At 73.1% G+C, this 24,306-nt stretch carries 25 protein-coding genes and 1 tRNA gene; 15 read left to right on the top strand and 11 right to left on the bottom strand.

Going from position 1 to position 24,306, the window contains the following annotated elements:
- Positions 1 to 44: 44 nt before the first annotated feature.
- A complete protein-coding gene (locus tag ACIBBA_RS18480; protein ID WP_396698660.1) occupies positions 45 to 815 on the bottom strand; it encodes a hypothetical protein in 771 nt (256 codons plus the stop codon).
- Complete coding sequence (locus ACIBBA_RS18475; RefSeq protein ID WP_396698658.1) at positions 812 to 1,261, bottom strand: NUDIX hydrolase; 450 nt, start codon at positions 1,259 to 1,261, stop codon at positions 812 to 814. Before ACIBBA_RS18475 ends, ACIBBA_RS18480 begins: the two co-directional genes overlap by 4 nt.
- A gap of 114 nt (positions 1,262 to 1,375) precedes the next feature.
- Here ACIBBA_RS18475 and ACIBBA_RS18470 point away from each other — a divergent pair, with 114 nt between their 5' ends.
- The 4 genes from ACIBBA_RS18470 (at position 1,376) to corA (ending at position 5,083) form a co-directional block, all read left to right on the top strand.
- Complete coding sequence (locus ACIBBA_RS18470) at positions 1,376 to 1,768, top strand: cyclic nucleotide-binding/CBS domain-containing protein (protein ID WP_396698656.1); 393 nt, start codon at positions 1,376 to 1,378, stop codon at positions 1,766 to 1,768.
- A gap of 147 nt (positions 1,769 to 1,915) precedes the next feature.
- Entirely contained in the window at positions 1,916 to 2,374 is a 459-nt protein-coding gene (locus ACIBBA_RS18465) for an ester cyclase (protein ID WP_396698654.1), read from the top strand.
- Between the two features lie 107 nt (positions 2,375 to 2,481).
- A complete protein-coding gene (locus ACIBBA_RS18460) occupies positions 2,482 to 3,576 on the top strand; it encodes a PLP-dependent aminotransferase family protein (protein WP_396698652.1) in 1,095 nt (364 codons plus the stop codon).
- 358 nt (positions 3,577 to 3,934) lie between these two features.
- On the top strand, positions 3,935 to 5,083 hold the full coding sequence (corA, locus tag ACIBBA_RS18455; protein ID WP_396698650.1) for a magnesium/cobalt transporter CorA: 1,149 nt from the start codon (positions 3,935 to 3,937) through the stop codon (positions 5,081 to 5,083).
- Positions 5,084 to 5,192: 109 nt separating this feature from the next.
- Here corA and ACIBBA_RS18450 read toward each other — a convergent pair whose 3' ends face one another.
- A complete protein-coding gene (locus tag ACIBBA_RS18450) occupies positions 5,193 to 5,954 on the bottom strand; it encodes a hypothetical protein (protein ID WP_396698648.1) in 762 nt (253 codons plus the stop codon).
- 84 nt (positions 5,955 to 6,038) lie between these two features.
- On the opposite strand from ACIBBA_RS18450, the gene ACIBBA_RS18445 reads away from it, so the two are divergent.
- Entirely contained in the window at positions 6,039 to 6,569 is a 531-nt protein-coding gene (locus ACIBBA_RS18445) for a peptidylprolyl isomerase (RefSeq protein ID WP_350876858.1), read from the top strand.
- Between the two features lie 55 nt (positions 6,570 to 6,624).
- The gene (locus ACIBBA_RS18440) at positions 6,625 to 7,536 is read left to right on the top strand and encodes a rhomboid family intramembrane serine protease (RefSeq protein ID WP_396698646.1); all 912 of its coding nucleotides are present in this window, start codon (positions 6,625 to 6,627) and stop codon (positions 7,534 to 7,536) included.
- A 291-nt stretch (positions 7,537 to 7,827) separates the two neighbouring features.
- Here the strand turns inward: ACIBBA_RS18440 and ACIBBA_RS18435 are convergent, their stop codons facing one another.
- Positions 7,828 to 8,262, bottom strand: a complete 435-nt coding sequence (locus ACIBBA_RS18435) for a PH domain-containing protein (RefSeq protein WP_396698644.1) — start codon at positions 8,260 to 8,262, stop codon at positions 7,828 to 7,830.
- A 135-nt stretch (positions 8,263 to 8,397) separates the two neighbouring features.
- Between ACIBBA_RS18435 and ACIBBA_RS18430 the strand changes: the two genes are divergently transcribed.
- The 6 genes from ACIBBA_RS18430 (at position 8,398) to ACIBBA_RS18405 (ending at position 14,214) form a co-directional block, all read left to right on the top strand.
- Positions 8,398 to 9,570 (top strand): acetyl-CoA C-acyltransferase, encoded by a 1,173-nt coding sequence (locus tag ACIBBA_RS18430; protein ID WP_357046404.1) that lies wholly within the window; start codon positions 8,398 to 8,400, stop codon positions 9,568 to 9,570.
- 183 nt (positions 9,571 to 9,753) lie between these two features.
- Complete coding sequence (locus tag ACIBBA_RS18425; protein WP_396698881.1) at positions 9,754 to 10,632, top strand: DUF1906 domain-containing protein; 879 nt, start codon at positions 9,754 to 9,756, stop codon at positions 10,630 to 10,632.
- A gap of 148 nt (positions 10,633 to 10,780) precedes the next feature.
- Positions 10,781 to 11,293 carry a hypothetical protein gene (locus ACIBBA_RS18420; RefSeq protein ID WP_396698642.1) on the top strand — a complete coding sequence of 171 codons (513 nt, stop codon included), beginning with the start codon at positions 10,781 to 10,783 and terminating at the stop codon, positions 11,291 to 11,293.
- 73 nt (positions 11,294 to 11,366) lie between these two features.
- Positions 11,367 to 12,059: a response regulator transcription factor gene (locus ACIBBA_RS18415; RefSeq protein WP_357046400.1), complete on the top strand. Its 693-nt coding sequence runs from the start codon at positions 11,367 to 11,369 to the stop codon at positions 12,057 to 12,059.
- Complete coding sequence (locus ACIBBA_RS18410) at positions 12,052 to 13,566, top strand: sensor histidine kinase (RefSeq protein ID WP_396698640.1); 1,515 nt, start codon at positions 12,052 to 12,054, stop codon at positions 13,564 to 13,566. The genes ACIBBA_RS18415 and ACIBBA_RS18410 overlap by 8 nt, the downstream gene beginning before the upstream one ends.
- Positions 13,567 to 13,623: 57 nt before the next feature.
- Positions 13,624 to 14,214, top strand: coding sequence for a hypothetical protein (locus tag ACIBBA_RS18405; RefSeq protein WP_396698638.1), 591 nt, complete (start codon positions 13,624 to 13,626; stop codon positions 14,212 to 14,214).
- Positions 14,215 to 14,481: 267 nt separating this feature from the next.
- Here the strand turns inward: ACIBBA_RS18405 and ACIBBA_RS18400 are convergent, their stop codons facing one another.
- Positions 14,482 to 16,080, bottom strand: coding sequence for a ricin-type beta-trefoil lectin domain protein (locus ACIBBA_RS18400; protein ID WP_396698636.1), 1,599 nt, complete (start codon positions 16,078 to 16,080; stop codon positions 14,482 to 14,484).
- Between the two features lie 223 nt (positions 16,081 to 16,303).
- Positions 16,304 to 18,541: a hypothetical protein gene (locus ACIBBA_RS18395; protein ID WP_396698634.1), complete on the bottom strand. Its 2,238-nt coding sequence runs from the start codon at positions 18,539 to 18,541 to the stop codon at positions 16,304 to 16,306.
- Positions 18,542 to 18,709: 168 nt separating this feature from the next.
- On the opposite strand from ACIBBA_RS18395, the gene ACIBBA_RS18390 reads away from it, so the two are divergent.
- Complete coding sequence (locus tag ACIBBA_RS18390; RefSeq protein WP_357048999.1) at positions 18,710 to 19,414, top strand: glycosyltransferase family 2 protein; 705 nt, start codon at positions 18,710 to 18,712, stop codon at positions 19,412 to 19,414.
- Positions 19,415 to 19,452: 38 nt separating this feature from the next.
- Here the strand turns inward: ACIBBA_RS18390 and ACIBBA_RS18385 are convergent, their stop codons facing one another.
- Both ACIBBA_RS18385 and ACIBBA_RS18380 read right to left on the bottom strand, forming a co-directional pair.
- Positions 19,453 to 20,349, bottom strand: coding sequence for a transketolase family protein (locus ACIBBA_RS18385; protein WP_396698632.1), 897 nt, complete (start codon positions 20,347 to 20,349; stop codon positions 19,453 to 19,455).
- A 2-nt stretch (positions 20,350 to 20,351) separates the two neighbouring features.
- Positions 20,352 to 21,104: a transketolase gene (locus ACIBBA_RS18380; protein WP_396698630.1), complete on the bottom strand. Its 753-nt coding sequence runs from the start codon at positions 21,102 to 21,104 to the stop codon at positions 20,352 to 20,354.
- A 45-nt stretch (positions 21,105 to 21,149) separates the two neighbouring features.
- On the opposite strand from ACIBBA_RS18380, the gene soxR reads away from it, so the two are divergent.
- Complete coding sequence (gene soxR, locus ACIBBA_RS18375; RefSeq protein WP_396698629.1) at positions 21,150 to 21,635, top strand: redox-sensitive transcriptional activator SoxR; 486 nt, start codon at positions 21,150 to 21,152, stop codon at positions 21,633 to 21,635.
- On the opposite strand, the gene ACIBBA_RS18370 is transcribed toward soxR, so the two are convergent.
- On the bottom strand, positions 21,622 to 22,599 hold the full coding sequence (locus tag ACIBBA_RS18370; RefSeq protein WP_396698627.1) for an NAD(P)H-quinone oxidoreductase: 978 nt from the start codon (positions 22,597 to 22,599) through the stop codon (positions 21,622 to 21,624). The two genes, soxR and ACIBBA_RS18370, sit on opposite strands and share 14 nt — an antisense overlap.
- 272 nt (positions 22,600 to 22,871) lie before the next feature.
- Here ACIBBA_RS18370 and ACIBBA_RS18365 point away from each other — a divergent pair.
- Positions 22,872 to 22,958 (top strand) — tRNA-Ser (locus ACIBBA_RS18365).
- 76 nt (positions 22,959 to 23,034) lie between these two features.
- On the opposite strand, the gene ACIBBA_RS18360 is transcribed toward ACIBBA_RS18365, so the two are convergent.
- Positions 23,035 to 23,874, bottom strand: coding sequence for a hypothetical protein (locus ACIBBA_RS18360; RefSeq protein WP_396698625.1), 840 nt, complete (start codon positions 23,872 to 23,874; stop codon positions 23,035 to 23,037).
- Positions 23,875 to 24,039: 165 nt separating this feature from the next.
- Positions 24,040 to 24,279, bottom strand: coding sequence for a hypothetical protein (locus ACIBBA_RS18355; RefSeq protein WP_396698623.1), 240 nt, complete (start codon positions 24,277 to 24,279; stop codon positions 24,040 to 24,042).
- Positions 24,280 to 24,306: the final 27 nt, after the last annotated feature.

The raw sequence follows: 24,306 nt of genomic DNA, 5'->3' as shown, positions 1-24,306 counted from the left end.
GTGGAGGATAGCGCCGGGCGCGGGTGCGGCTCCGGCCAACCGGGTCAGCCGGGCAGCGCCGCCAGATCGGCGAGCATGATCAGGCGCTCCTCGGCGGTCAACACGGTGTAGGGGCCGGCCGCCCGGCGGTCGGTCTCCAGCTCGATCGCCTGCCGCTCGGGACCGGGCGACAGGGCGGCCACGCTGGGCGCGGTGTGCCCGGCGGCGGCCCACGACGCGGCGTACGCGTCCGCCCGCTGGTGACGCAGCGTGTCGAGCCGGTTGAGCAGCAGCACGCCGGGCGGGGTGCCGTCCGGCTCGTGCGGGGGCGCCAGCGCGGCGAACGCCGTGCCCTCCGTCGCGCCGTTCTCCTCGGCGAGCACCAGCGCGTACGCCAGCAGCCGGCCAAGCGCCGCGACCAGCCGGAGCACCCGATCCTCGTGGCCGGCCCACAGCTCGCCCGTGACCTCGCCGTGCAGATGGTGCAACTCGGCCAGGAAGGTGGCGCCCCGCTCGGTGGCGGAGAGCCCGCCGTCCGGCCGGCGGTGGATCATGCCGTGCGCCACCTGCTTGTCCAGCGCCCGCTGGCAGGTCGCCGGGTCCCGGTGCCGGGTGAGCGCGGCGAACCCCGGCCCGTCGACCGCGCCACCGGGCGCGGCGAGCCGGGTGCGGAACTCCACCAGGAAGCTGGTCGCCGCCGGCCCCCCGTACCGTTGGCACAGCTCCGCGCCACCGCCGTCGCGGGCGGCGCGCATGCCGGCGGCGACGGCCCGGTCCACCGCCGGGGCGGCCAGCCCGGCGAACCGGTGCGGCCCCAGCTCGACGGCCTCGTTCACCGACTGGTCGAACGCAGGGCGGCGAACGCCTCCTCCGCGATCCGGCGGATCAGCCCGTCGTTGACGTGCCGATGCTCGTCGAGGAGGTCGAGGTCCTGTTCGCCGAGCCAGCGGAACTCGGTGTGCTTGCCCGCCTCCAACCGGGGCCGGTCGAGATCCCCGTCGACCCGGACCAGCCAGTCGCTCTCCACCCGTGGCAGGCCGTCGTCGCCGACGTAGCGGTATTCGCCGACCGGGCCGAGCATCTGCGCGACGGTCCAGCCGGTCTCCTCGGTCACCTCCCGGCGCAGCGCCGCCTCGACGTCCTCGCCGGGCTCCAGGTGGCCACCGACCACGTCCCAGCAATCGGGAAAGAGCCGTCGCTCCGGGGATCGGCGCTGGAAGAAGATGCGGCCGTCGTCGCGGACGATCAGGGCGCCGGCGCAGCGCAGAGGCTCGGTGGACACGCTCCGACATTAGCGAGCCCACCGGCGTGGCGACGACGCCCGGTCTTGTCCCGGCAACATCGACGGCCCACCATGTCCGTACCGGATGCCACCGTCCCAAAGGGGTGATGCGTGATGCAGGTACGGGAAGCGATGTCCAGCCAGGTTCTCGTGGTCGGGCCGGAGCACACGCTCCGTCAGGCGGCGACGATGATGTCGACCCGCGGGATCGGGTCGGCGGTCGTGATCGACCCGGACTCCGAAGGGATCGGGATCATGACCGAACGTGATGTGCTCAACGCCATCGGTGCCGGGTTGGACTGCGACGTCGAGCGCACCGGCGCGCACCTGACCTGGGACGTGGTCTACGCCGGGCCGGACTGGACGTTGGAGGAGGCGGCCGCGGCGATGGCCCGGGGCGGCTTCCGGCACTTGGTGGTGCTCGACGGCCGTGAGGTGGCCGGGGTGATCTCGGTCCGCGACATCATGCGGGTCTGGGCGGCCAGCCGGATGATCGCGACGAGCTGAGCCGGCCTCCGGCCCGGGGCCGGCCACCGGCCCCAGGGCCGACGGCCGGCGTCGGGTCGCCCGGTGCCCGCAGGTGTGCCGGGCCGGATCGACGGGTAAGGATTCCCTGCGGGAAGCGGAGACGCCGCGACCGCGGGGGAGGGCGTCATGCGTAGCGCGGAGCGGCTGGTCGAGCAGCAGTACGCCATGCTCCTGCGGCGGGACGTCGCCCGGCTGCCGGACCTCTACGCCCGGGACGCCTTCTATGCGATGCCCGGCGTCACGGTGCGCCCGATCGAGCTGCCCGCCCTGCTGCGTACCTGGACCGGCGCCTTCCCCGACCTGCGGGTGGACCCGACCGGTCGGGTGCAGACGGCCGGTGGGGCGGCCGTGGAGCAGCGGCTCACCGGCACCCACACGGGCGTGCTGCACTCACCGTTCGGCACGGTCGCGCCGACCGGGCGGACGGTCAGCTGGGACATGGTGGACGTGGTCCGGGTCCGGCGAGGACGGATCGCCGCCTGGCGGTCCTACTTCGACTGGGGCCAGCTCCTGGCGGAGCTCGGGCTGCATCTTGAAGGGCTTTCCCGCGAGCCGCAGCACGACCCGCTCGCCCTTCCGGTCTGACTTGCCGCCCACCGGGTCTGCCCAGGTCACCCGACCCGGTGGCTCAGGATGCGGACATCGCCGTGCCGTCCGCGTGCCCCCCGTCGCCGCCCGTACGCTCAACAGCCATGACCGCCGAGCAGCTGATCTCCTTCGCCCGTGGGGCTCCGTCGCTGGACATCGTCGATGTCGAGGGGCTGAAGGCCGCCGCCGTCCGCGCGTTCGACGCCGATCCCGCAGGGGTCACCGCGTACGGGACCTCCGTCGGCTACCCGCCCCTTCGGAAGTGGATCGCGGAGAAGCACGGGGTGACACCCGAGCAGGTGCTGGTCACCAACGGCTCGTTGCAGGCCGACGCCTTCCTCTTCGACCACCTGATCCGCTCGGGTGACGCGGTGGTGGTCGAGCGCCCGACGTACGACCGGACGCTGCTCAACCTGCAGCGGATGGGCAGCGAGCTGCACGGCGTCTCGATCCAGCCGGACGGTCTGGACACCGCCGAGCTGCGCAAGCTGCTGGAGTCCGGGGTCCGCCCCCGGCTGGCGCACATCATCCCGAACTACCAGAACCCGGCCGGCGTGACGCTCTCCCTGGAGAAGCGGCGTGAGCTGCTCGACCTGGCCGCCGAGTACGAGTTCACCATCTTCGAGGACGACCCGTACGCCGACATCCGGTTCCGGGGCGAGGCGCTGCCGTCGATGCTCTCGCTGGACACCCGCAACGTCGTGGTGCACGCGTCCAGCTTCACCAAGACGGTCTGCCCCGGGGTCCGGGTGGGCTACCTGGTCGGCCCGACGGACCTGATCGCGGACATCGCCAGGAACGCGACCAGCCTCTACATCTCCCCGGGCATGGTCGCCCAGGCGATCGTGCACCAGTTCTGCGTCTCCGGTGAGATCGACCGCTCGATCGAGACGGTCCGGGCCGCGCTGGGCGAGCGGGCCGCGGTGCTCGCCGAGTCGCTGCGCCGGCACATCCCGCAGGCCCGGTTCGTCGAGCCGGACGGTGGCTATTTCCTCTGGGTGGAGTTCCCGGACGACGTGCTGGTCGACCGGCTCGCCCCGGCGGCCGCCGAGCGCGGGGTGGCCGTGGTCAAGGGCAGCGACTTCGTGGTCGACGGCGGACAGCACGCCCTGCGGCTCGCCTTCTCGGCGGTCACCGCCGACAAGATCGACGAGGGCGTCCGCCGGTTGGCCGAGGCAGTGGCGGCGGTTCGCGGCTGAAATCTGTCGGGTTTCCGACAGAACGACCGCGCTGGCCGTTCCGGGACTCCCGCCCGGGCGGCCGGCGGCCCACAATGCTGCGAGCGTCATTCACCACGTGTAGCGGACGTCACCCCCCGACCCCGGCACCCTGCGTGCCGGCCGGCGGGCCGGGTCGACGGCCGCGACCGACACGACGAATGGCGTGACCAGCACAACCCCCCGCCCCCACAGGGCGCCGGGTGGGCCGCGTCGTCCCCTCACCCCCCGAAGCGACCCGGCCCGCCCGGCCCCGCCCGCTCACCCGGTCGTCACGGGCGGTGACGGCGTCGTGCGGCGTAACCTGCAAGCCGCAGCGGAGCGTGGAGAGGGGGGCGCGATGACGGATCGGGCGGAGCGGGGCCGGACAACCCCACAGCAGAGCGGGCGAGGGCTCCGACCGAGAGCCTGGGCGGCCCCGGTCCGGGCGATGAGCCGGATCCTCAACGCCGACGGCTCCCCGCCCACCCCGGCCCCCGACGGTCCGGGGCGCAGCGGGGTCGTCGACTGCGCCCTGTACATCGACGGCAAGCGACAGCCCGGCGACTGGCACTACGCCGACGCGCTGGCCGCCGCCCGCCGGGCGGAGCACGGCTTCGTCTGGCTCGGGCTGCACCAGCCCGAGCTGACCGAGATGACCGCCATCGCGGACACCTACGGCCTGCACGAGCTCGCCGTCGAGGACGCGGTGAAGGCCGAGCAGCGCCCCAAGCTGGAGCAGTTCGGCGAGGTCAGCTTCCTGGTGCTGCGCACCGCCCGCTACTGCGAGCACGCCGAGCTGACCGAGAACTCAGAGGTGGTGGAGACCGGGCAGGTCATGCTCTTCATCGGCCCGAACTTCCTGATCAGCGTCCGGCACGGGGACGCCTGCCGGCTCTCGCCGGTCCGCGCCGACCTGGAGACCAAGCAGGACCTGCTGCTCCAGGGGCCGTGGGCCGTCGCCTACGCGGTCACCGACCGGGTGGTCGACCTCTACCTGGAGGTGGCCGACCAGCTCGAGGACGACCTGGACGTGCTGGAGGCCGAGGTCTTCGACCGCAACAGCCACGGGCGGATCCAGCGCATCTACCAGATGAAGCGCGAGCTGGTGGAGTTCAAGCGGGCCGTGGTGCCGCTGCAACGGCCACTGCTGACGCTGACCTCGCAGGTCAACCGGGAGGTGCCGAAGGAGATCCGGCGCTACTTCCGGGACGTGCAGGACCACCTCAGCCGCACCGTCGAGCAGGTCAACTCCTACGACGACCTGCTGAACTCCATCCTCCAGGCGCGGCTCGCCCAGGTCACCGTCGACCAGAACAACGACATGCGCAAGATCGCCGCCTGGGCCGCCATCGCCGCGGTGTGGACCGCCATCGCCGGCATCTACGGGATGAACTTCGATGACATGCCCGAGCTGAAGATGACGTACGGCTATCCGGTCGTGCTCGCCCTGATGCTCGCCATCTCGCTCGGCCTCTACCGGTGGTTCCGCCGCAACGGCTGGCTCTGACGCCGGGTCGGTCCGGCAGCCACTGGCGGACAAACTGGACCGGACGCGGAAGCGCCGGCGTTGCTGGGTGTGACCCCCGCCTCGCCGGCGCTTTCCGCTGATGCCGCGGTCAGCGGCGCCCGTTGGTGCGGGCGGTGTCCTTGCCCGTCGCCTTGCTGAGGTCGTCGGCCGGGCGGCCGGAGGTGTCCTTGGCGCCCTCGGCCACCGAGGGGACCTTCTCCGTCGGCTGGATCTTCGCACCGGTGCTGGTCGCGCCGGCCACCGCCGAGCTGCCGGCGCCGACCGGTCCGCCACCCAGGCCGGCGGACTTGTCGGCCATCTTGGCGCCGCCCGCCGTCGAGCGGGTCTGCACCTCGATGGTGTCGACCTCGTCACGCATCGGCTCGAGCGTGCGGTTGGGGTCGTACTCGGCCCACTCCTGCTGCTCCCGACGGCGTCGCATGGCCATCGCGCCGGCCAGGCCGGCGATCGCGCCGGCGGCGAGCAGGCCGGTCATCATCGAGCCACGACGACGCGGCTGCTTCTTCTTCCCGCTGATCCGCATGTTCCTCGACTTCGCCTTCCTGTTCATCGAGCCCGCCTGCACGGCGCCGTCGCGGGCCGCGGCGGCGAGCGGTGCGAGCGAGGTGAGCGTCGTCCCCCAGCCGGTCGCGGCGCGGTCACGCACCATCGCCGCCGTCGGTCCGACGTAGTCCCGCGCCGACCTGACCCGCGGGCCGACCGTCTTACCGGCACCCCTAGCGGCGTACGTCGCTGCCTGCATCAGGTGACTGACGCTCTGGTTCAGCTCGGCCTTCGCGAGCTGTCCCTGGGACTTGCGTCGACCCATTCCAAACACGGTCCCACCTCCTGGGAGTTGTTCCTTCGTCATCCTCCACCTTCGGATGCCTCCGCGATGCCAGATCGGGCACATGGGAGGATCCGCATGGAACTGACCAACGAGTGAGGAGTACCCGTGGCCGAGGCTGTCTACGCCACCTTGCACACCAACGCTGGCCCGATCCGGCTGGAGCTCTTCCCCAACCACGCGCCGAAGACCGTTCGCAACTTCGTCGACCTGGCCGAGGGCAACATCGAGTACACCGACCCGCGCACCGGCCAGCCGGGCAACGGTCCGTACTACGACGGCACCATCTCGCACCGGGTGATCAGCGGCTTCATGATCCAGATGGGCGACCCGACCGGCACCGGTCGCGGCGGGCCGGGCTACAAGTTCGCCGACGAGTTCCACCCGGAGCTGCGCTTCGACCGGCCGTACCTGCTCGCCATGGCGAACGCCGGGCCGGGCACCAACGGCTCGCAGTTCTTCATCACGGTCGGCCCGACCCCGCACCTGAACAACCGGCACACCATCTTCGGGCAGGTCGCCGACGAGCAGTCGGCGAAGGTCGTCGACTCGATCGCCAACACCCCGACCGGCCCGAGCGACCGTCCGCTGCAGGACGTGGTCATCGAGCGGGTCGAGATCGAGCGCAGCGCCTCCTGAAGCGTCCGCGAGGTACCTTTGCTCGCATGACTGAGCGCTCCGGCGGGTGGGCACGGTGAGCGAGTCGCCACCGACCACCCCGGTCTGCTACCGACACCCCGGCCGGGAGACGTACGTCCGCTGCACCCGCTGCGAACGGCCGATCTGCCCGGACTGCATGCGGGAGGCGTCGGTCGGGCACCAGTGCCCGGAGTGCGTCAACGAGGGACGCCGTAGCGTCCGGCCGGCGCGTACCGCCTTCGGTGGCGGTGCCGCCGGCCGGCACGGCTACGTGACGAAGACCCTGATCGCGCTGAACGTGCTGCTGATGCTCCTCTCCATCGCCTCCGACCGGGGCGGGGACGCGGCCGTCGGCGGCTCCGGCTTCGGCGGTCTGCTGGGCGGCGGCACCCCCCTCACCAACTGGGGCGCCGTCTACGGCATGTCGCCTCCGGGCTTCCTGCCGCAGGGCATCGCAGAGGGCGAGTGGTACCGCCTGATCACCGCGATGTTCCTGCACTACGGCGTGATCCACCTGCTGCTGAACATGTGGGCGCTCTGGGTGCTCGGCCGTTCGCTCGAGGCCAACCTCGGCCCGCTGCGCTTCCTGGGGCTCTACCTGATCGCCGGGTTCGGCGGGAACGTCGCCGCCTACCTGTTCAGCGACCCGAACGCCGCCACCGCCGGCGCCTCGACGGCCATCTTCGGGCTCTTCGCCGCGTTGATCGTCATCGAACGGAAGATGGGCCGGGACGTCTCCCAGGTCATCCCGATCCTGGTGATCAACCTGGTCTTCACGCTGACCGTGCCGGGCATCTCGATCCCCGGTCACCTCGGCGGCCTGGTGATCGGCACGCTGATGGCCCTGGTGCTGGCGTACGCCCCGCGGGGCCGTCGCTCGCTGGTGCAGCTCGCCGGCGGCGCGATCATCGTGTTCGCCCTGATCGGCCTGGCGCTGATCCGCACCGCCCAACTCCTGGCCGGCTGACCCGCCCGCGCCCGCCGCGTCCGCGCCCGCGCCCGCCGCGTCCGCGCCCGCGCCCGCCGCGTCCGCGCCCGCGCCCGCCGCGTCCGCGCCCGCGCCCGCCGCGTCCGCGCCCGCGCCGCGCCGCGCCCGCGCCGCGCCGCGCCGCAAGATCGTGCTGCATCGCTGTTGTAGTGGCATCGAAGGCGCTCTGACACCACTACTTCCCGGATCGAGCGTGATCTTGGGCGGGGCGGAGGTTGCGTGATCTCGGCTCAGCGGAGCGGAGGTTGCGCGAGTTCAGGCCGAGCGGAGTCAGGAGGCGGTGCCCGGGCGGGCGGCGCGCAGGGTCGCGGCGACCTCCTCCGGAGAGGTGCCCAGGTCGTAGCGGCCGAAGAGATGCAGGGACTCGCCCGCGTCGATCTCCAGCACCTCGGTGGTCAGGCCCAGTCGCGGCCGCCGGTCCACGGTGATCGCCTCGACCGCCGGCCAGGGCAGCTGCCGATGCCCGGCGAAGCCGTGCGCGACGGTGAGCCCGCTGCCGTCGACGGCCAGCCGGATCGGCGCGACCAGATCGCGTACCGCCCAGCCGACCAACCCGGCGGCGACCAGCGCTGCCAGCGCCAGCCGTACCGGGTCACCGTCGGCGAAGAGCAGCCCGAGCGCGACCAGCAGCACCGCGCCGGCCAACTTCGCCGCCGGCAGGCTCGCCGGCACCCGCCACTGCCGCACCGGGGTCGCGTTCTCCACCCGTCCAGCATGCCAGCGTTCCCCCGCTCCACGCGGCACCGGCCCAGCGCCGACCCCGCCGGCCCGAGCCGGGGGCGGACGGCCGGTCCGGGAGGACGTAGGATCGAGGGCAGCCCAGGTTACCGGGGAGTAGATATGACTGACGCGGTTATCGTCGGCGCCGTACGCACCCCCGTGGGGCGGCGCAAGGGCAGCCTGGCCGGTGTGCATCCGGTCGACCTGTCGGCGCACGTGCTGCGCGCGCTGGCCGAGCGCACCGGCCTCGATCCGGTCCTGGTCGACGACGTGTTCTGGGGCTGCGTGTCGCAGGTGGGCGAGCAGTCGTGGAACATCGCCCGCAACGCTGTGCTCGCCGCCGGCTGGCCCGAGTCGGTGCCCGGCACAACGCTGGACCGGCAGTGCGGCTCCAGCCAGCAGGCGCTGCACTTCGCGGCCGCGACCGTCCTCTCCGGCCAGGCCGACCTGGTGATCGCCGGCGGGGTCGAGTCGATGACCCGGGTGCCGATGGGCTCCAGCGTGGGCGGCGGAATGCCGTTCAGCGACCAGCTCCGCGACCGCTACCGCGGCGTCGAGGGCTTCGCCGACGACGCCCCGCTCCCGTTCAACCAGGGTGTCGGCGCCGAGCTGATCGCCGAGCGCTGGCGGTTCTCGCGCACCCAGCTCGACGAGTTCGCGCTGGCCAGCCACGAGAAGGCGGCGGCCGCGCAGGACGCGGGTGCGTTCGACCCGGAGCTGGCCCCGGTGGCGCTCGCGGACGGTGGCAAGTTCGCCGCCGACGAGGGCATCCGGCGGGAGACCTCGCTGGAGAAGCTGGGCGAGTTGGCGACCCCCTTCCGGCCCGACGGCGTGGTCACCGCCGGCTCGGCCTCGCAGATCTCGGACGGCGCCGCGGCCCTCGCCGTGACCACCTCCGACTGGGCCAGCCGGCACGGGCTGCGCCCGCTGGCGCGGGTGCACACCGCTGTGGTGGCCGCCGACGATCCGGTCACCATGCTCACCGCCCCCATCCCGGCCACCGCGAAGGCGCTGCGCCGAGCCGGGCTGGGCATCGAGGAGATCGGCGTCTACGAGGTGAACGAGGCGTTCGCGCCGGTGCCGCTGGCCTGGCTCGCCGAGACCGAGGCGGACCCGGACCGGCTCAACCCGCGGGGTGGGGCGATCGCCCTCGGGCACCCGCTCGGCGGCTCCGGCGCCCGGATCATGACCACCATGCTCCAGCACATGCGGGACAACGGGATCCGCTACGGGTTGCAGACCATGTGCGAGGGCGGCGGCATGGCCAACGCCACCATCGTCGAGCTGCTCTGAGCACCGGGGGCGGACCCTCCAGCAGGGACGACGCGCCCGGCGGATAGAAAACGACGACGGTTCGATCTGGACAGAGGCCGACGCGGCGGGCAGGATCAACGCGCTGGTGGAGATCGTGTGACGTGGCGTGAGCGTCCGACCCACCCGCCTCAACCCTCCTCCAGATCGGGAGCCCCCGTGACGATGAGTTCTGCCCGACCCGGCCTGCGTCGATCCGTCCGTCAGGCCCTCGCCGTGGCCGCGGTCGCCCTGCTCGCCGCCGGCGCCGCGGTCACCGGCACCGAGACGCCCGCACGCGCCGCCGGCTACACCGGCCCGCATCCGGGAACCTTCACCGGCTACGGCTTCGACACCTGCACCGCCCCCTCCGACGCGGCGATGACCGCCTGGCTCCAGTCGCCCTACCGGGCGATCGGCGTCTACATCGGCGGGGTCAACCGGGGCTGCGCCCAGCCCAACCTGACCGCTGCCTGGGTGAGCAACCAGCAGGCGGCCGGCTGGCGGCTCTTCCCGCTCTACGTGGGCCTCCAGGCGCCGTGCTCCGGCTACTCCCGGCACATCGATCCGGCGCAGGCGGCGGCCCAGGGCATCGCCGCAGCGGACGACGCGGTGGCGAACGCCCACGCCCTCGGCCTGGCCGACGGCAGCACGCTCATTCTCGACATCGAGCACTACGACGCCGGGGACGCCGCCTGCAGCGCCGCGGTCCAGACCTTCGTGAGCGCCTGGACCACCCGCCTGCACGACCAGGCCTTCTACTCCGGCCTCTACACCAGCGTCGGCTCGGCCGGCCTTCAGGACCAGGTGGCGGTCTACGACAAGCCCGGCTACGCCCGGCCCGACATCATCGACTTCGCCCGCTGGGACGGCGTGCCGACGGTGTCCGACCCGGCCATCCCGGCCACCTACTGGTCCCCCGGGGCCCGGATGAAGCAGTACCAGGGCGATCACTACGAGACCTGGGGCGGGGTGCGGATGAACATCGACAGCAACTACCTCGAGCTTCAGGACCCGCGCCGGTACCGCTCGATCACCGTGGAGCGGCCCCGCCCCCGGTGGTAGTCGGCCACTCGCCGCTCCGGCGGCCCCTGTACGCGGGGGCCGCCGGCCGGCCTCCGGACGTCGCACAACCGGTGCGATCCGGCGCGTGGAACTTCCAAAATTCCCGCGTGACCCACGTCACCCCTGTGCGGAGATCGTTGGGCAGAGCATGGACGTCTTCTCCCGAACGTTCCTCCCGGCCGCCGCCGAGGCCGGACTGGCGGTCCAGGCCGTCAGCCGGCACATGCCCATCTTCCGCCGCTGTGTCGGCTCGGGTGACGCCACCATCCTGGTCACCCGGTGCGGCCGTCCCGACCGTCCGGTCGCCGGCGAGTACCTGCTCCTGCTCACCCACCGGCGCCTCGTGGTCACCCAGCAGACCCGGGTGCTGCACCGGCTCCGCCTGCACCTCAACACCGAGCTGCGCGAGCTGAGCAACGTCACCTGGAGCCCGGACCCGCGGCTGCACTCGGTCGAGCTGGCCGCCACCGCGATCGACGGGATCCGCGAGCGGTTCGTCATCCGGACCACCCACCCGAAGCAGGTGTGGCAGCTCGACGCGCTGCTCAACCACGCCTTCCGCACCCGACTCCGGACCGCCCGGGAGCGGCTGGTCGCCACCATCGGCGACGCGCCGTCCGGCGTACGCCCGGCGACGTTCCGGCCGGCCGCCGTCCGCTGACCGTCCGCAGCCTTTACCGAACTCGAACACCCCACGCCCGCGTCGCCCCGGCCCGGTCGGCAATCATGGGCCGGTGACCGTCGATGCGCCGCACCGCGGGCTCGTCCTCGTGGTCGAGGACGAGCCGGCCATCGCCGATTTGGTTCGGCTCTACCTGACCCGGGACGGCTTCGGCGTACACCTGGAGCGGGACGGCACGGCCGGCCTGGCCGCCGCCCGCCGGCTGCGCCCGGTGGCCTGCGTCCTGGACATCGCGCTGCCGGGTCTCGCCGGCACCGAGATCTGCCGGCAGCTGCGCGAGGCCGGTGACTGGACGCCGGTCATCTTCCTCACCGCGAGGGACGACGAGGTGGACCGGATCATCGGCCTGGAGTTGGGCGCGGACGACTACGTGACCAAGCCGTTCAGCCCGCGTGAGCTGGTGGCCCGGGTCCGGGCGGTGCTGCGGCGCACGGCGGGCCCACCCGACGGGATGGACCGGCCCCGCGTCGTCGGCGCGGTGGCTCTCGACCCGGCCCGCCGGACGGTGACCGCCGCCGGGGCCCCGATCCAGCTCACCTCGACCGAGTTCGACCTGCTCGCTCACCTGATGGCACGTCCCGGTCGGGTCTTCACCCGCGAGGAGCTGCTGGCCGGTGTCTGGGGGTACGCGGCGCACGCCGGCACCCGCACGGTCGACGTGCACGTGGCGCAGGTCCGGGCGAAGCTCGGCCCGGCCAGCGTGATCCGGACCCACCGGGGTGTCGGGTACGCCGCCGATGCCTGAGCACCCCACCGACCCCCGACGTCCCGACCCCGGTGCGCCGCCCCCGCCTGCCGGGCCGGTGCGGGCGGAGTCGCCCACCATCGCGCTCCCGGTGCTGGGCGGGCCGCCACCCGGGCCACCCCGGGCCCGGTTCGGCCGGACGCTGACCGCCCGGGCGGTGCTGGTCACCTGCGCGGTGGCGCTGGTGTCCGTGCTGGTCACCGCGATCGTCGCGGTGCCCCTGGCGGTACGCGGCGTCGAGCGGCGCGACCAGGAGGCGCTGGCCGCCCAGGCCCGGCTCGCCGCCGAGGTGCTGCGGACCCGGCTGGACCGGGGCCGCACCGCCGACGAGGAGCGGCTGATCCGTCAGCTGCGCGCCCAGGAGATCGACGCCTACCTGATCCGGGGCGGCACGGTGGACCGGGCCGGTCTGCCGCCGCGGGTGGTGCAGCGGGTCGCCGAGGGCCGCAACGTCTCGGCCCGCCGTTCGGTGAACGGGCGGCGCGCGCTCGTCGAGGGGCGCGCCCTGCCGGGCGGGAACGGGGTGGTGCTGTCCCGGCCGGTGGCCAGCGGGCTCTGGCGGCAGGTGCTGCTCAGCCTCTGGCTGCCGCTTCTGGCCGGGCTGGCCGCCGGTGTCGTCGCCGGGCTGCTGCTCGCCCGCCGGCTGGCCCGGCCGATCCGGGTGGCGGCGGGTGCAGCCGCACGGCTACGCGCCGGCGATCGCGCGGTCCGGGTGCCCGTCGAACCGCCCGACGAGGTGGCCGACCTGGCCCACGCGTTGAACGGACTGGCCGCCGCGCTGGCCACCAGTGAGGGGCGGCAGCGGGAGTTCCTGCTCTCCGTCTCGCACGAGCTGCGTACCCCGCTGACCGCGATCCGGGGCTACGCCGAGGCGCTGGCCGACGGGGTGATCGAGCCGGACGACGTGGCCGGCACCGGGCGCACCGTGCTCGCCGAGGCCGAGCACCTGGATCGGCTGGTCCGCGACCTGCTGGCGCTGGCCCGGCTGGAGGCGGCGGACTTCCCGCTGGAGCCGGTCCCGGTCGACCTGGCCCGGTTGGCCGCCGACGCGGAACGGACCTGGGCCGACCGTTGTGCCGCGGTCGGCGTCCCGTTCTCGGTGGAGAGTCCCGGCGGCCCGGTGCCGGCGTACACCGATCCGGGGCGGATCCGGCAGGTGGTCGACGGGCTGCTGGAGAACGCGCTGCGGGTCGTACCGCCGGGGGCGCCGGTGGTGCTCGCGGTCCGGCCGGCCGGACCGGATCCGGCGGCCGGCGGGGTGGTCGAGGTCCGCGACGGCGGGCCCGGCTTCACCGACGACGACCTGGCGGTGGCGTTCGAGCGTGGTGCGCTGCACCAGCGGTACCGGGGGGTGCGCAAGGTGGGCAGCGGGCTCGGGCTGGCGCTCGCCGCCGGGCTGGTCCGCCGGCTCGGCGGTGAGATCGCGGCGGGGCACGCGCCGGAGGGCGGCGCGGCGTTCACCGTGCGGCTGCCGGCGGATCCTTACCCGATCCGAACATCGGCCTGACGGTCCGCTCGTCCGGGCGCGGGAGGCTGGGCGCATCGACGGACGAGAGGGAGAGTCATGGCACGTTGGGGTTTTGTTGCCGGCACCGCGCTGCTCGGGGCGGTCGCGCTCGGCGTCAGCGGATGCGGCGCGGCCGAGGTTGCCAGCCAGCCGGCCCGGGAGGCGGCCGTCGAGGTGGCCGCGGCGATGGGCGCCGAGGGTCAGGCGCTGACCGCGATGGGCTTCGACGCGGACGACCTGGACGTGACGGAGGTCGCCGCGCCGGCGTCGCCGTCGGCCGCGCCCAGCGCGAACGGCGACAAGCCGCGCCGCGAGCGGGCCGAGGAGCTGCGCAAGCGCCGCCAGGCCCGGGTGCTGCTGCGGCGGAACACCCTGCACGGCGAGGCCGTGGTGCAAACCAAGGACGGTACGAAGACGGTCGCCGTGCAGCGGGGTGAGGTGACCGCGATCGACGGGGACTCGATGACCGTGAAGTCCACCGACGGGTTCACCATGACCTGGCGGTTCGGCGACGACCTGCGGGTGGTCGAGCGGCGGGCCGCGATCCAGTCGACCGACGTGAAGGTCGGCACCACCGTCGGCGTCGCCGGTGCCAAGGACGGCGACGCCGGGGTCGCCCGGCTCGTGGTCATCCCCAGGGCGAAGTGACCCGCGCGCCCCCGCCCCGGGCGCGCGGGCCGGGGGCGGGGGGGGGGGGACCCCCCCCCCCCCCCCCCGCCGACACCATAACCCCGCGCCGCTGAAAAAGGGGGGGGCGGTGCCCCCCCCCCGGGGCGGCCCGGGGGACCCCCGGGGCGCGCGGGGGGCGGCGCGGCGGGGGGCCACCCCGCGGGGGCTGGCCCCCCCGCGCCCCCGGCGGGGGGCCCCCCGGGCCGGTGGCGGGAGTGGCGGTACCGGCCACTCCCGCCGCGTCGATCAGTAGACCCGGGAGCCGATGAAGTCGTCGTGGCCGTAGCCGACCGGGTTGGCGAAGTTGCGGGACTCGAAGGACCACTGCTGGCGGGTGCTGCTGGAGCAGTTGGCCAGCCGCAGCCGTGGGGTGCCCAGCCAGGGGCTGTCGAAGGCCAGGCAGAGCGCGGTGTTGCCGGCCGCCTTGAGCTGGTTGCCGGCCAGCACGAACTTCTGGTTGGCGCCACCGTGGCAGTCGTGGACGTTGACCGCGGTGCCGGCGGTCAGCGAACCGTTGGCGACGTCCAGGCAGCGGTCGTGGGAGAGTTCGGAGTGCAGCGACTGGCGGGTCGGGTCGTACCAGAAGCCCTGGTTACGGCCGCCGTGACAGCCGTACGACTGTTGTGCGGTGCCGTTACGTGAGTCGTATCCCTTGCCGTCGACACAGGTGCCGGTGGCGAGGTTGCGCAACTGCTTGAACTCGAACAGCCCGTTGTACAGCACCCCGGTGCCGGTGCTGGCCGGGTCGACGCAGGTGGCCCGCTGCTGCCCGGAGTTCCAGAACTGGGTGATGCACTGGGCGAACATGCCGTGCCCGCGGGCGTTGGGGTGGAACGACTGCCGGGCCGCGTTCTCGTCCCAGATGCCGATCTCGATGTAGAGGCCGCGGACCGACGTGTTGTCGGTGCAGACCTCGTGGCCGTGGAAGAGCCGGCTGGCGTCCAGGTAGCGGGTGCCGGTGTTGGTCGCGGCGGTGCGTAGCGCGGACTCGAAGAGCGGTACCGCCTTGTTCCGGGCGAACGCCGCGTCGGCCAGATAGAGCAGGCAGCCGCCGGAGTACCAGCCCGGGAAGTTCGGGTTGTCCTCCACGTCCGGACTGCCGGGGCTCGGGTACGACATCAGCACCAGCTCGTAGTCGGTGTTCAGGTAGCCGGCCCTGGTCATGGTGTTCCGGATGTCGTTGAGCGCGTCCTCGACCGCCTGCCGGCTGCCGTCGGTGCGGATCGTCCACTCGTCGGTGTAGGTCGGGTAGCAGGGGCCTTGGAAGAAAACCCGGCTGATGGCGCAGTCGGTGGCGACCGGGCCGAACTGGATCGTGCCGTCGCCGTTGGCGCCGACCACCACCCAGATCAGCCGGATGTGCGTGTTGCGCGCCTTGATCGCCAAGTGGTCGCCCTGGTTCAGCTCGTTGTGCTGGGTCGGGCCGCCGGCGATCAGGTTCCACGGGGTCGCCCCGGAGCAGGCGATGTTGTACTTCTCGTCAGCGGTGATGCCGGTGCGGAACACCGCCTGGTCGTACGAGCGGTCGCACCAGTTGCCGGGTTCGTGGGTGCCGGGCACGTAGTTGCCGACCCCTTCTCCGGAGATCTCGCTGTCGCCCATGGTGATCAGCGAGGTGCGGCGCTGTTCGATCGGGCGGATCTGCGGCGCGCCGTAGAGGGCGGTCGCCTCGGCGGCGCGGATCGCCTCGAGGTTCGTCGGGAGTGGCTGGACGGCGGGTCGGTCGGCCGCGGTGGCGGGGGTGGCCGTTCCGACGAGCATCGGCAGGACGAGAGCGGCGGCGACGGCGGCGGTCAGCGACCGTCGTCGGGTCGCACGTTCGCGCCTGGCAGCGGAACCAAGCATCGACGCACTCCTTTCGGCTCGATCGCGGGACGTCGATCGAGTTACCGGACGGTAACGCGCGTCATGCAGGTATGTGAATGTCTCTCGGAAGAGTTTCCGTCATCTGCGCCGCGGGCCGGCGGGCGAGCTCACCGACGTGGGCACGCCGCCGTCCCGGCGGCCCGGGACGGCGGCGGTGGCCGCGTGTTCAGCGGACCGGACCGGGACGGCGGGAGTGGGCGCGTCAGCGGCCCGGCGGCAGCGCGTAGCCGACGTAGCCCCGGTACTCGACCCGCCAGCCGGGCGGGACCAGCTTGGCGCAGGCCGCCTGCGGGCCGGTGCAGACGATCGCGTCCATCGAGGACGGGTCGGCCGGCGGCCGCTTGGGCAGCTCCGACTTCAGCGACAGCAGCTCCGGTGGCCGACCGTCGGCGTCTCGCAGCAGCAGCCACCACGGGTACTCCCAGTTGTCGTTCTGCTCGACCAGGCCGATCCGGCGGGCGCCGCTGGCCCGTACCGCCTCGGCCGCCCAGCGGAACTCGTCGGTCCACTGCGGGCGGCGCAGGAACCGGGTGTCCCACTCCGAGGTGGTGAAGACCGAGCCCGCGCCGACCAGCCGGCGCGGGAAGCCGTACGACAGCGCGAGCACGCCGGCGAGCGCTGAGGTGGCCAGCACGGTCACCGCCACGCCGACCGCCACCGACCTCCGCCGGCCGTCCGCCCGGGCCGGGGTCGACGCCGGGGTGGCCGGGGCGTCGGAGCCGCCGGCGCGGTGGCGGAACAGCGCGTCCAGCCAGAGGCCGGCCAGCGGGACGGCCACCACCAGCGCGTAGAGCAGCAGGCGGTTCCCCCACGGCTGCCACTTGATCATCGCGGTGTGCAGCACCACCGCGACCACCACCACCACGGCGTACGCCCGCAGTGCCCCGGACCGGCTCGGGCTGATCCGGCCCGGCCTGGTCAGCGCGAAGATCGCCCCGAGCAGCGCCAGCGAGCCGGCCAGCGGGAACGCCACCCGGTCCTCGTCCGGATACCACGCGCGCACCGGGAAGACCTGCCGGACGAAGGTGGTGTCCGGGTCCTGGGGATCGAGGCCGACCGCCTCCGCGCCGCGGATGATCGCCTCAGCGCCCACCCACCGCAGTGGCGTCAGCGGGGTGTCGAACGCGGTGTGTCCGATCCGCAGCGCGTTGACCAGGATCGACGGCGGATCGTGCCGCTCCATCGGGATCGACTCGCGCAGCCCGGGCGGCCCGAGCGGATGCCCGAAGTCGGCGGTCATCCGGGCCAGGTACGGGCCGACCAGGATCGCCCCGACCAGCAGGATCAGTACCGATCCGCCGACCGTGCGAGCGAACCCGACGGCCGGTGACGGGCCGGATTTTGGCCGGTCCTCCGACGTCCCGCCGGCGTCCGTGTCCCCGGCGGCTTCCGTCCCGCCGCTCCCGGCCACCCGGCCGGCCCGGGACAGCCGGAGCTGGGCCAGCCCCCAGAGCACCAGCAGCGGGCCGACCGCGATCAGCCCGCTGGTCTTGGTGACCGCGGTCAGCCCGGTCGCCATCCCCAAGCCGAGCATGGTGCCCAGCCCGGTACGCCGGCGCAGCCCGTCCAGCACCAGGGTCGCCGCGCAGGCGACCCAGGCCGCGACCGTCAGGTCGGTCTGCGTGCTGGTCGCCTGAAGCGCCACCATCGGCGTGGTGGCCAGCAGGAACGCGGTGAGCAACTGGGCCCGCCGGCCGCCGCCGAGCTGGGCGGTGATCCGGGCGGCCAGCAGCAGGCAGAGCACCCCGGCGGCCCACTGCACCAGGTTGTGCAGCGCGTCGCCGTCGGTGAGCAGGCGCAGATGCAGCAGCAGGTACTCGGCGCCCGGCGGAATGGTCACCTGCCGGTGGATGGCGGTCGGCCAGAAGTCGAGGTCGCCCTGCGCGACCCAGCGCTCGACGCGGGGCAGGTGGTAGGTCTGCGAGTCGAAGTTGTTGGGTTCGGCGAGCAACGCGATGACCAGCTCCACCAGGACCAGCCCGCCGACCGTGCCGGCCAGCAGCCGCTCGCCGCGACTCAGCGCACGCCAGCGCTCGACCAGCCGTCCCGACCAGCCGGCACGGGTCGACCCGGGAGTGGTCGCGGGCCGCGGCGCGGTAACGGCCGGCGGGGAGTCGTCCGCCGGGCCGAGGGCGGGGCCGTCGCTCGCCACGCCGGCGGTCGCGCCGACCAGCGCCCGTCCCGGGGTGGCGGCGAGCGCCGCCTGGCCGCGCGCCGTGTCCCGCCGGTGCCGCCACCCGGCAGCCACCGCCGTGCCGACGAGGAAGAGCAGCCAGGCGACGGCGAACGCGGTCCGGGTCAGCGCGTGCAGCGCGCCGAGCACCTCGACCAGAAGTATCGCGAAGGCTCCGGTGAGCAGCGCGGCCCGGGCCGCGGCGAGCCGCAGCGGCGCCACCACGCCGTTTCCACCGGGGCGCATCACGAACAGGAGCAGTAGCATCGCGGCGACGGGCGCCACCGTTGACATCGAGCCGGCTGCCGACATGGCGGGAAGTAAACACCATCCGCGTTAACCTGCGTTGCCGGATGCCCGAGGTGGCGGCCACCGCTGCGCTGACCAGCCAGGCTAGGCTAGGCCCGACATGCTGTCGCCACCGTGGAGATCCCCGTGAAGCTCTCGATCCTCATGCCGGTCTATAACGAGGAAGAACGCATCGCGGATGCCCTCAAGCAGGCATTGGCGGTCGACTACCCGTGCGAGATCGAACTGGTGGTGGTCGACGACGGCAGCCGCGACAACACCGGCGAGATTCTCGGTCGGGCGGACGACCAGCGGCTGCGGGTGATCACCCACCAGCGCAACGCCGGCAAGGGCGCGGCCATCAAGACGGCGGTCGACAACGCCGAGGGTGAATACATGGTCATCCTCGACGCCGATCTGGAGTACGACCCGCAGGACATCCCCAAGCTGCTCGACCCGGTGCTCGACGGTCGCGCCACGGTGGTCTACGGCAATCGCACCTTCGGCAGCCACAGCGCCTACAGCTTCTGGTACGTGATGGGCAACAAGGGCGTCACGATGGCGGCGAACGTGCTGTTCAACTCCTACATCGGCGACCTGGAGACCTGCTTCAAGCTGATGCCGGTCGCGCTCTACCGCTCCCTCGAGGTCCGCTCGCGCGGCTTCGGCATGGAGGCCGAGGTGACCGGCAAGCTGCTGCGCCGGCGCATCCGGCCCTACGAGGTGCCGATCAGCTACCGGGCCCGGGGCCGCGAGGAGGGCAAGAAGATCACCTGGAAGGACGGCGTCGAGGCGATCTGGATCCTCGGCCGCGAGCGCGCCCGCCGGCGTCCGGTCACGCCGGCCCGCTGAGACCCACCCCCGCTCCCGCCCACCCCGCCGGCCCCGGTTCACCGGCCGGCGAGCGCCGGTTCCAGGAACCCGTCGACCGCACGGCGTAGCCCGGCGGCGTCCAGTCCGTGCCACCGGGTGTGGTCATCCGCCGCGCCGTAGCGGCGCAGGTCCTCCCGTCCCACCCCGAGGGCCAGCAGTCGGTGCGGCCGGTCGACCAACGCCGCCGACACCACCCGGCTCGACGTGCCGGCCAGACAGGGCTCGACCAGGATCACCTCGCTGCCGACCAGCACCCGCAGCCCGGCGGTGTCGAACGGCCGCGGCCGGTGGGTGTACGCCACGGTCACCGGCAGGTCGGCCACCGCCGCCATCGCCGCGTCGAGCACCGGCCCCACCGCCACCAGCAGCGGCGCCCCCGGCCCGGCGTCCCGGAGCACCCGCAACGCGCCGTCGCCGCGGTGCGCCCGCCCGTTCTGCTGGGTGGAGAGACGCAGGTACGCCGGTCCGTCGGCGGCCACCGCGGCGCGCAGCAGGTCCGCCACCTCGCCGGGATGCCCGGGCACGTGCACGGTCCAGCCGTGCAGCGTGTCGATCAACGACACGTCGGCCGGGGCCAGGTGCGTCCGTCCCGCCGCCGCCCGGTCGTACGACGCGCCCACGCTGACCAGCACGGCGCTCACGTCCTGGTGGTCCAGGTCCAGCTTGATCTGCTCGTACGCCCGCTCCACCAGGAACGGCGCGTAGCTGTGCACGATCGGCCGCAGGCCGGTGAGCGCGAGCCCGCCGGCGACCCCGATCATCAACTGCTCCCGGATGCCCACGTTCACCACCCGGTCCGGGTGTCGCCGGGCGGCCGGCTCGAAGGCGGCGGCGGAGATGTCGGCGAGCACCACGGCGGTGCGCGGGTCCTCGGTCAACAGGTCGGTGGCGGTCTCGATGAAGGTCTCCCGCACGGTCACTCCTGTGTGTCGACGACCGCCACGACGACGTGCGGTCGGTTGTTGTCGTGTCCGGTGAGAGCACGGTGCAGGGCGTCGTGGTCGCGACCGTCGACGGTGGCGGCGGTCCAGCCGTTCACCGTGAACCGGGCCGCCGCGCCGCCGCCCGGCCAGCCGTGCGTGGCGGAGTGGTTGTCGACCACCACCGCGGTCAGGTTGGCCAGGCCGGTGGCACCGGCGTACGCGATCGCCTCGTGGTTGGAGCCCTCGTCCAGCTCCGCGTCGCCAAGCAGCACGTACGTCCGGGGGGTGAGGAGGCCCTGGGCCCGCAGCCCGAGCGCGGTGCCGACGCCGAGGCCCAGCCCGTGGCCGAGCGACCCGGAGCCGATCTCCACCCCCGGCACCATCGTCCGGTCCGGGTGGTCGCCGAGCCGGCTGGCCGGCCCTCCCTGGTCGTCCAGCCAGTCGCCGGGGACGAAGCCCTTCGCGGCGAGCACCGCGTAGTAGCCGGCGACGGCGTGCCCCTTGGAGAGCAGGAACCGGTCCCGGTCGGGGTCGTCGACGGTGTCGGGGGTGATCCGGAGAATCCGGTCGTAGAGCACCCAGAGCACGTCGACGGTCGAGTACACGTTCGCGCCGAACTCCCGGCCGGCGCCCAGCCGGCGCAGCGGGGCCGCGACCGGCTCGGGCACCGGCGGTGGGGCCGGGGCGGTGTCCGGCGGCGGTGCCGGGACGTCCGGCCGGGGCACGGTGGCAGCAGTTGTCGTCATGCGACTAGCCTGCAAGTTGAAGTCCACTTCAACTCAAGGTGAATGATGCACGAGTCCCTCACCATCGGCCAGCTCTCCGACCGCAGCGGGGTGGCGCCGTCCGCGCTGCGCTACTACGAGCGGCTCGGTCTGATCCGCGCCGAGCGCACCGGCGGCAACCAACGCCGGTACGCCCGGATCGAGCTGCGCCGGGTGGCCTTCATCCGGATCTCCCAGCAGGTCGGCATTTCGCTGGAGGAGATCCGGGCCGCGCTCGACTCGCTGCCCGCCTCGCGTACCCCGACCGCCGCCGACTGGGCCCGGCTCTCCAGCGCCTGGCGTCAGCGGCTGGACGAGCGGATCCGGCTGATGACCAAACTCCGCGACGACCTGGACGGCTGCATCGGCTGCGGCTGCCTGTCACTGGATCGCTGCACCCTCTACAACCCGGGCGACACCCTGGCCGGCGAGGGCCCCGGCGCGCGGCTCGTGCTGCCCCGGTCGGCGGCCGGCCCCGCGCCGGAGCAGGAGGTGGGCGTCAGGCCGTCGTGAGCAGCACCTTGCCGAGGTGATGGCTCCTCTCGACCAGCTCGTGCGCCGCAGCGGCCTCCGCCATCGGCATCCGGCGGTCCACGATCGGCCGCACCTTCCCCGCCTCGACCAGGGGCCACACCTCGTCGCGGACGCCCCGGACGATCGCCGCCTTCTCGTCCAGCGGCCGGGACCGCAACGAGGTGGCCGTGACGGTGGCCCGCTTGGTCAGCAGGGCGCCGAGGTCCAGTTCGCCCTTGCGCCCGCCCTGCAGGCCGATCACGGCCAGCCGGCCGCCGGTGGCCAGCGCGGCCACGTTCCGGCCCAGGTAGGACGCGCCCATGATGTCGAGGATGACGTCCGCGCCCCGGCCGTCGGTGGCCCCGCGGACCTCGTCGACGAAGTCCTGCTCCCGGTAGTCGATCACCTGGGTGGCGCCCAGCTCGCGCAACCGGTCGTGCTTCGCTCTCCGGGCGGTCGTCAGCACCGTGGCGCCGAGCGCCGCCCCGAGCTGGATCGCGAAGGTGCCGATCCCGCTGCCGCCGCCGTGCACCAGCAGCGTCTCGTCGGCACGCAGACCGGCCAACCGGACCACGTTCGACCAGACCGTGCAAGCCACCTCCGGCAGCGCGGCCGCGTCGACCGGATCGACGCCGGCGGGCACCGGCAGGAGCTGCCCGGCGGGCACCGCCACCCGCTCGGCGTACCCGCCGCCGGCCAGCAGCGCGCAGACCTCCTGGCCGACCTGCCAGCCGGTGACGTCCGGCCCGATCGCGCTGATCACCCCGGAGCACTCCAACCCGGGGTACGCCGGTGCGCCCGGCGGGGGCGGGTAGTGCCCCTGCCGTTGCAGCAGGTCCGCCCGGTTCACCGCGCTGGCCCGCACGTCGACCAGCACCTCGCCGCTGCCCGGCGCGGGATCGGGCACCTCGGTCCAGACCAGCGCGTCGGGTCCACCGGGCTCCGGGACAGTGATCGCTCGCATGGCCCAGTCTTACCCGATCCGCCCCGCCGTCCACGCCGGGGTCGGGATCTGACGGGGACTCGTCAGGGGGGTGCCGGGCCGGAATGGGGCCGTCAGGCGGACGCCTCCGCAGCGCCACTGTGGACCCGGCACGGCCACGATCCCGGTGGTCAGCCCGATCGAGGAGGTCTGTCAGCCGACGCCGGCCGCCCTCGCCGCCGTGCAGCCCCCGCTCGCCCGACCGGCCGGCATGGCAGACTAGGCACGGCCGTGTACCCGCGGGTCGTGGCCCGGGAGGGTTCGCCTAGTGGCCGATGGCGCTGGTCTTGAAAACCGGTAAGGCAGCGATGTCTTCGTGGGTTCGAATCCCACACCCTCCGCCTCCTTGAACAGGAAACACCCCCTGACCAGCTCGAACGCCGATCAGGGGGTGTTTTGCGTACGCCGAGCCGAGCGTTATCGCTGCGTCTGCGTGCGTTGTCTGTCGACGGCGCGCCCGAGTTCGACCATTGTGCGGACGTGTTCACGGCGGTGGACTGCGAGTACACCGATCGCGAGCGTGACGAGCGGCACGCCGACAAGAGCGATCCACTGGACGGGCTGGAGATGGATCGCGTGGTCCAGGTGGTTGTTGGAGGTCATCCAACCGGCAAGGGTGGCGTTGATGAGCACCATCAACGAGATCACCGGTGCGAACAGGGCTCCGATGCGCAACCGTAGGGGTGCAGCGAGGCTGGCAACGGAGATCAGACCGATCAGGCAGGCGGTCGCGATGCCGGCCAGATACAGCCACATCACCGCGTCGGACGTGGCCTCCAGGTCGTAGAAGACGTACACGGCCTGACCCTGCCCGGTGGAGAGCATCGGGGGACGGTTGAGCCGATTGGACAGGAAGACCGCTCCCACGATGGCTGCCGCGAGCAGGAGCGCCGACATGCGTCGTGCACCGAGCAGGGCGAATGCGCGGCGGCGCGACGCGGGGATGGTGAGCGTGGCCGCTGCGATCAGGGTCAGCGTGAACTGCCACAGCGTGTTCACCACCGATACCGGGTCGTCTTCGTAGCGCCACGTCAGTGACGTGGTCTCGGCGACGACAGCGATCCAGGCGAGTCCCGCAGCTGGCCACCGCCAACCCGCCACTATCGCGGCACACACCGTCCCCCAGCCGGCGAGCCGTGCCCAGTCGACGGCTTCCCGCTGCCATCCCGGATCCGATGCGGTCGGGAAATGTGGGTGCTCCGTCAGGGCATGCAACGACAGCGTGAAGAGCGCGAACGCGGTCAGGAGCCCGGTCACTGCTGCCGCGTCGGCCCAGCCGGCTCGTGTCAGCCCTCGCCAGGTGTGGTTGAGCCGGACGCGAAACGCGCCAGCCAGAAGGTTCCACGCTTCTGCGATGCCGGGGCGTCGTTGGTGGGGCGGTGTTCGAGTTCGCGGTAGGCCGCCGGCGAATGGCGCCGGGCTTCACCGATCCGTCGGGCAGTCGAATTCGATGCGTAGCTTGTCGAGCTCATCGGCAATTTGCTTGCCGGTCGGGCTCTGCGGGGGAGTGTCCCGATAGGTGTCGTCGAGGGTCGTCACGATGCCGCACCATCTGTGCTCGGATTCCCGAGCGACGGCGTTGGCGTAGATCATGGACGAGGCGGCAGCGAGGGCCGCGAAGACAAACGAGGCGACGAGGATTCGCCAGGCACGGTGAGTCATTGTCGGTCACCCGCCCCTGATGGTGAT

Source organism: Micromonospora sp. NPDC051006 (assembly GCF_044456245.1).
GTDB lineage: Bacteria > Actinomycetota > Actinomycetes > Mycobacteriales > Micromonosporaceae > Micromonospora.
Note: the sequence above shows the minus strand (reverse complement) of the source record. Positions and strands in the feature narration are given on the sequence as shown.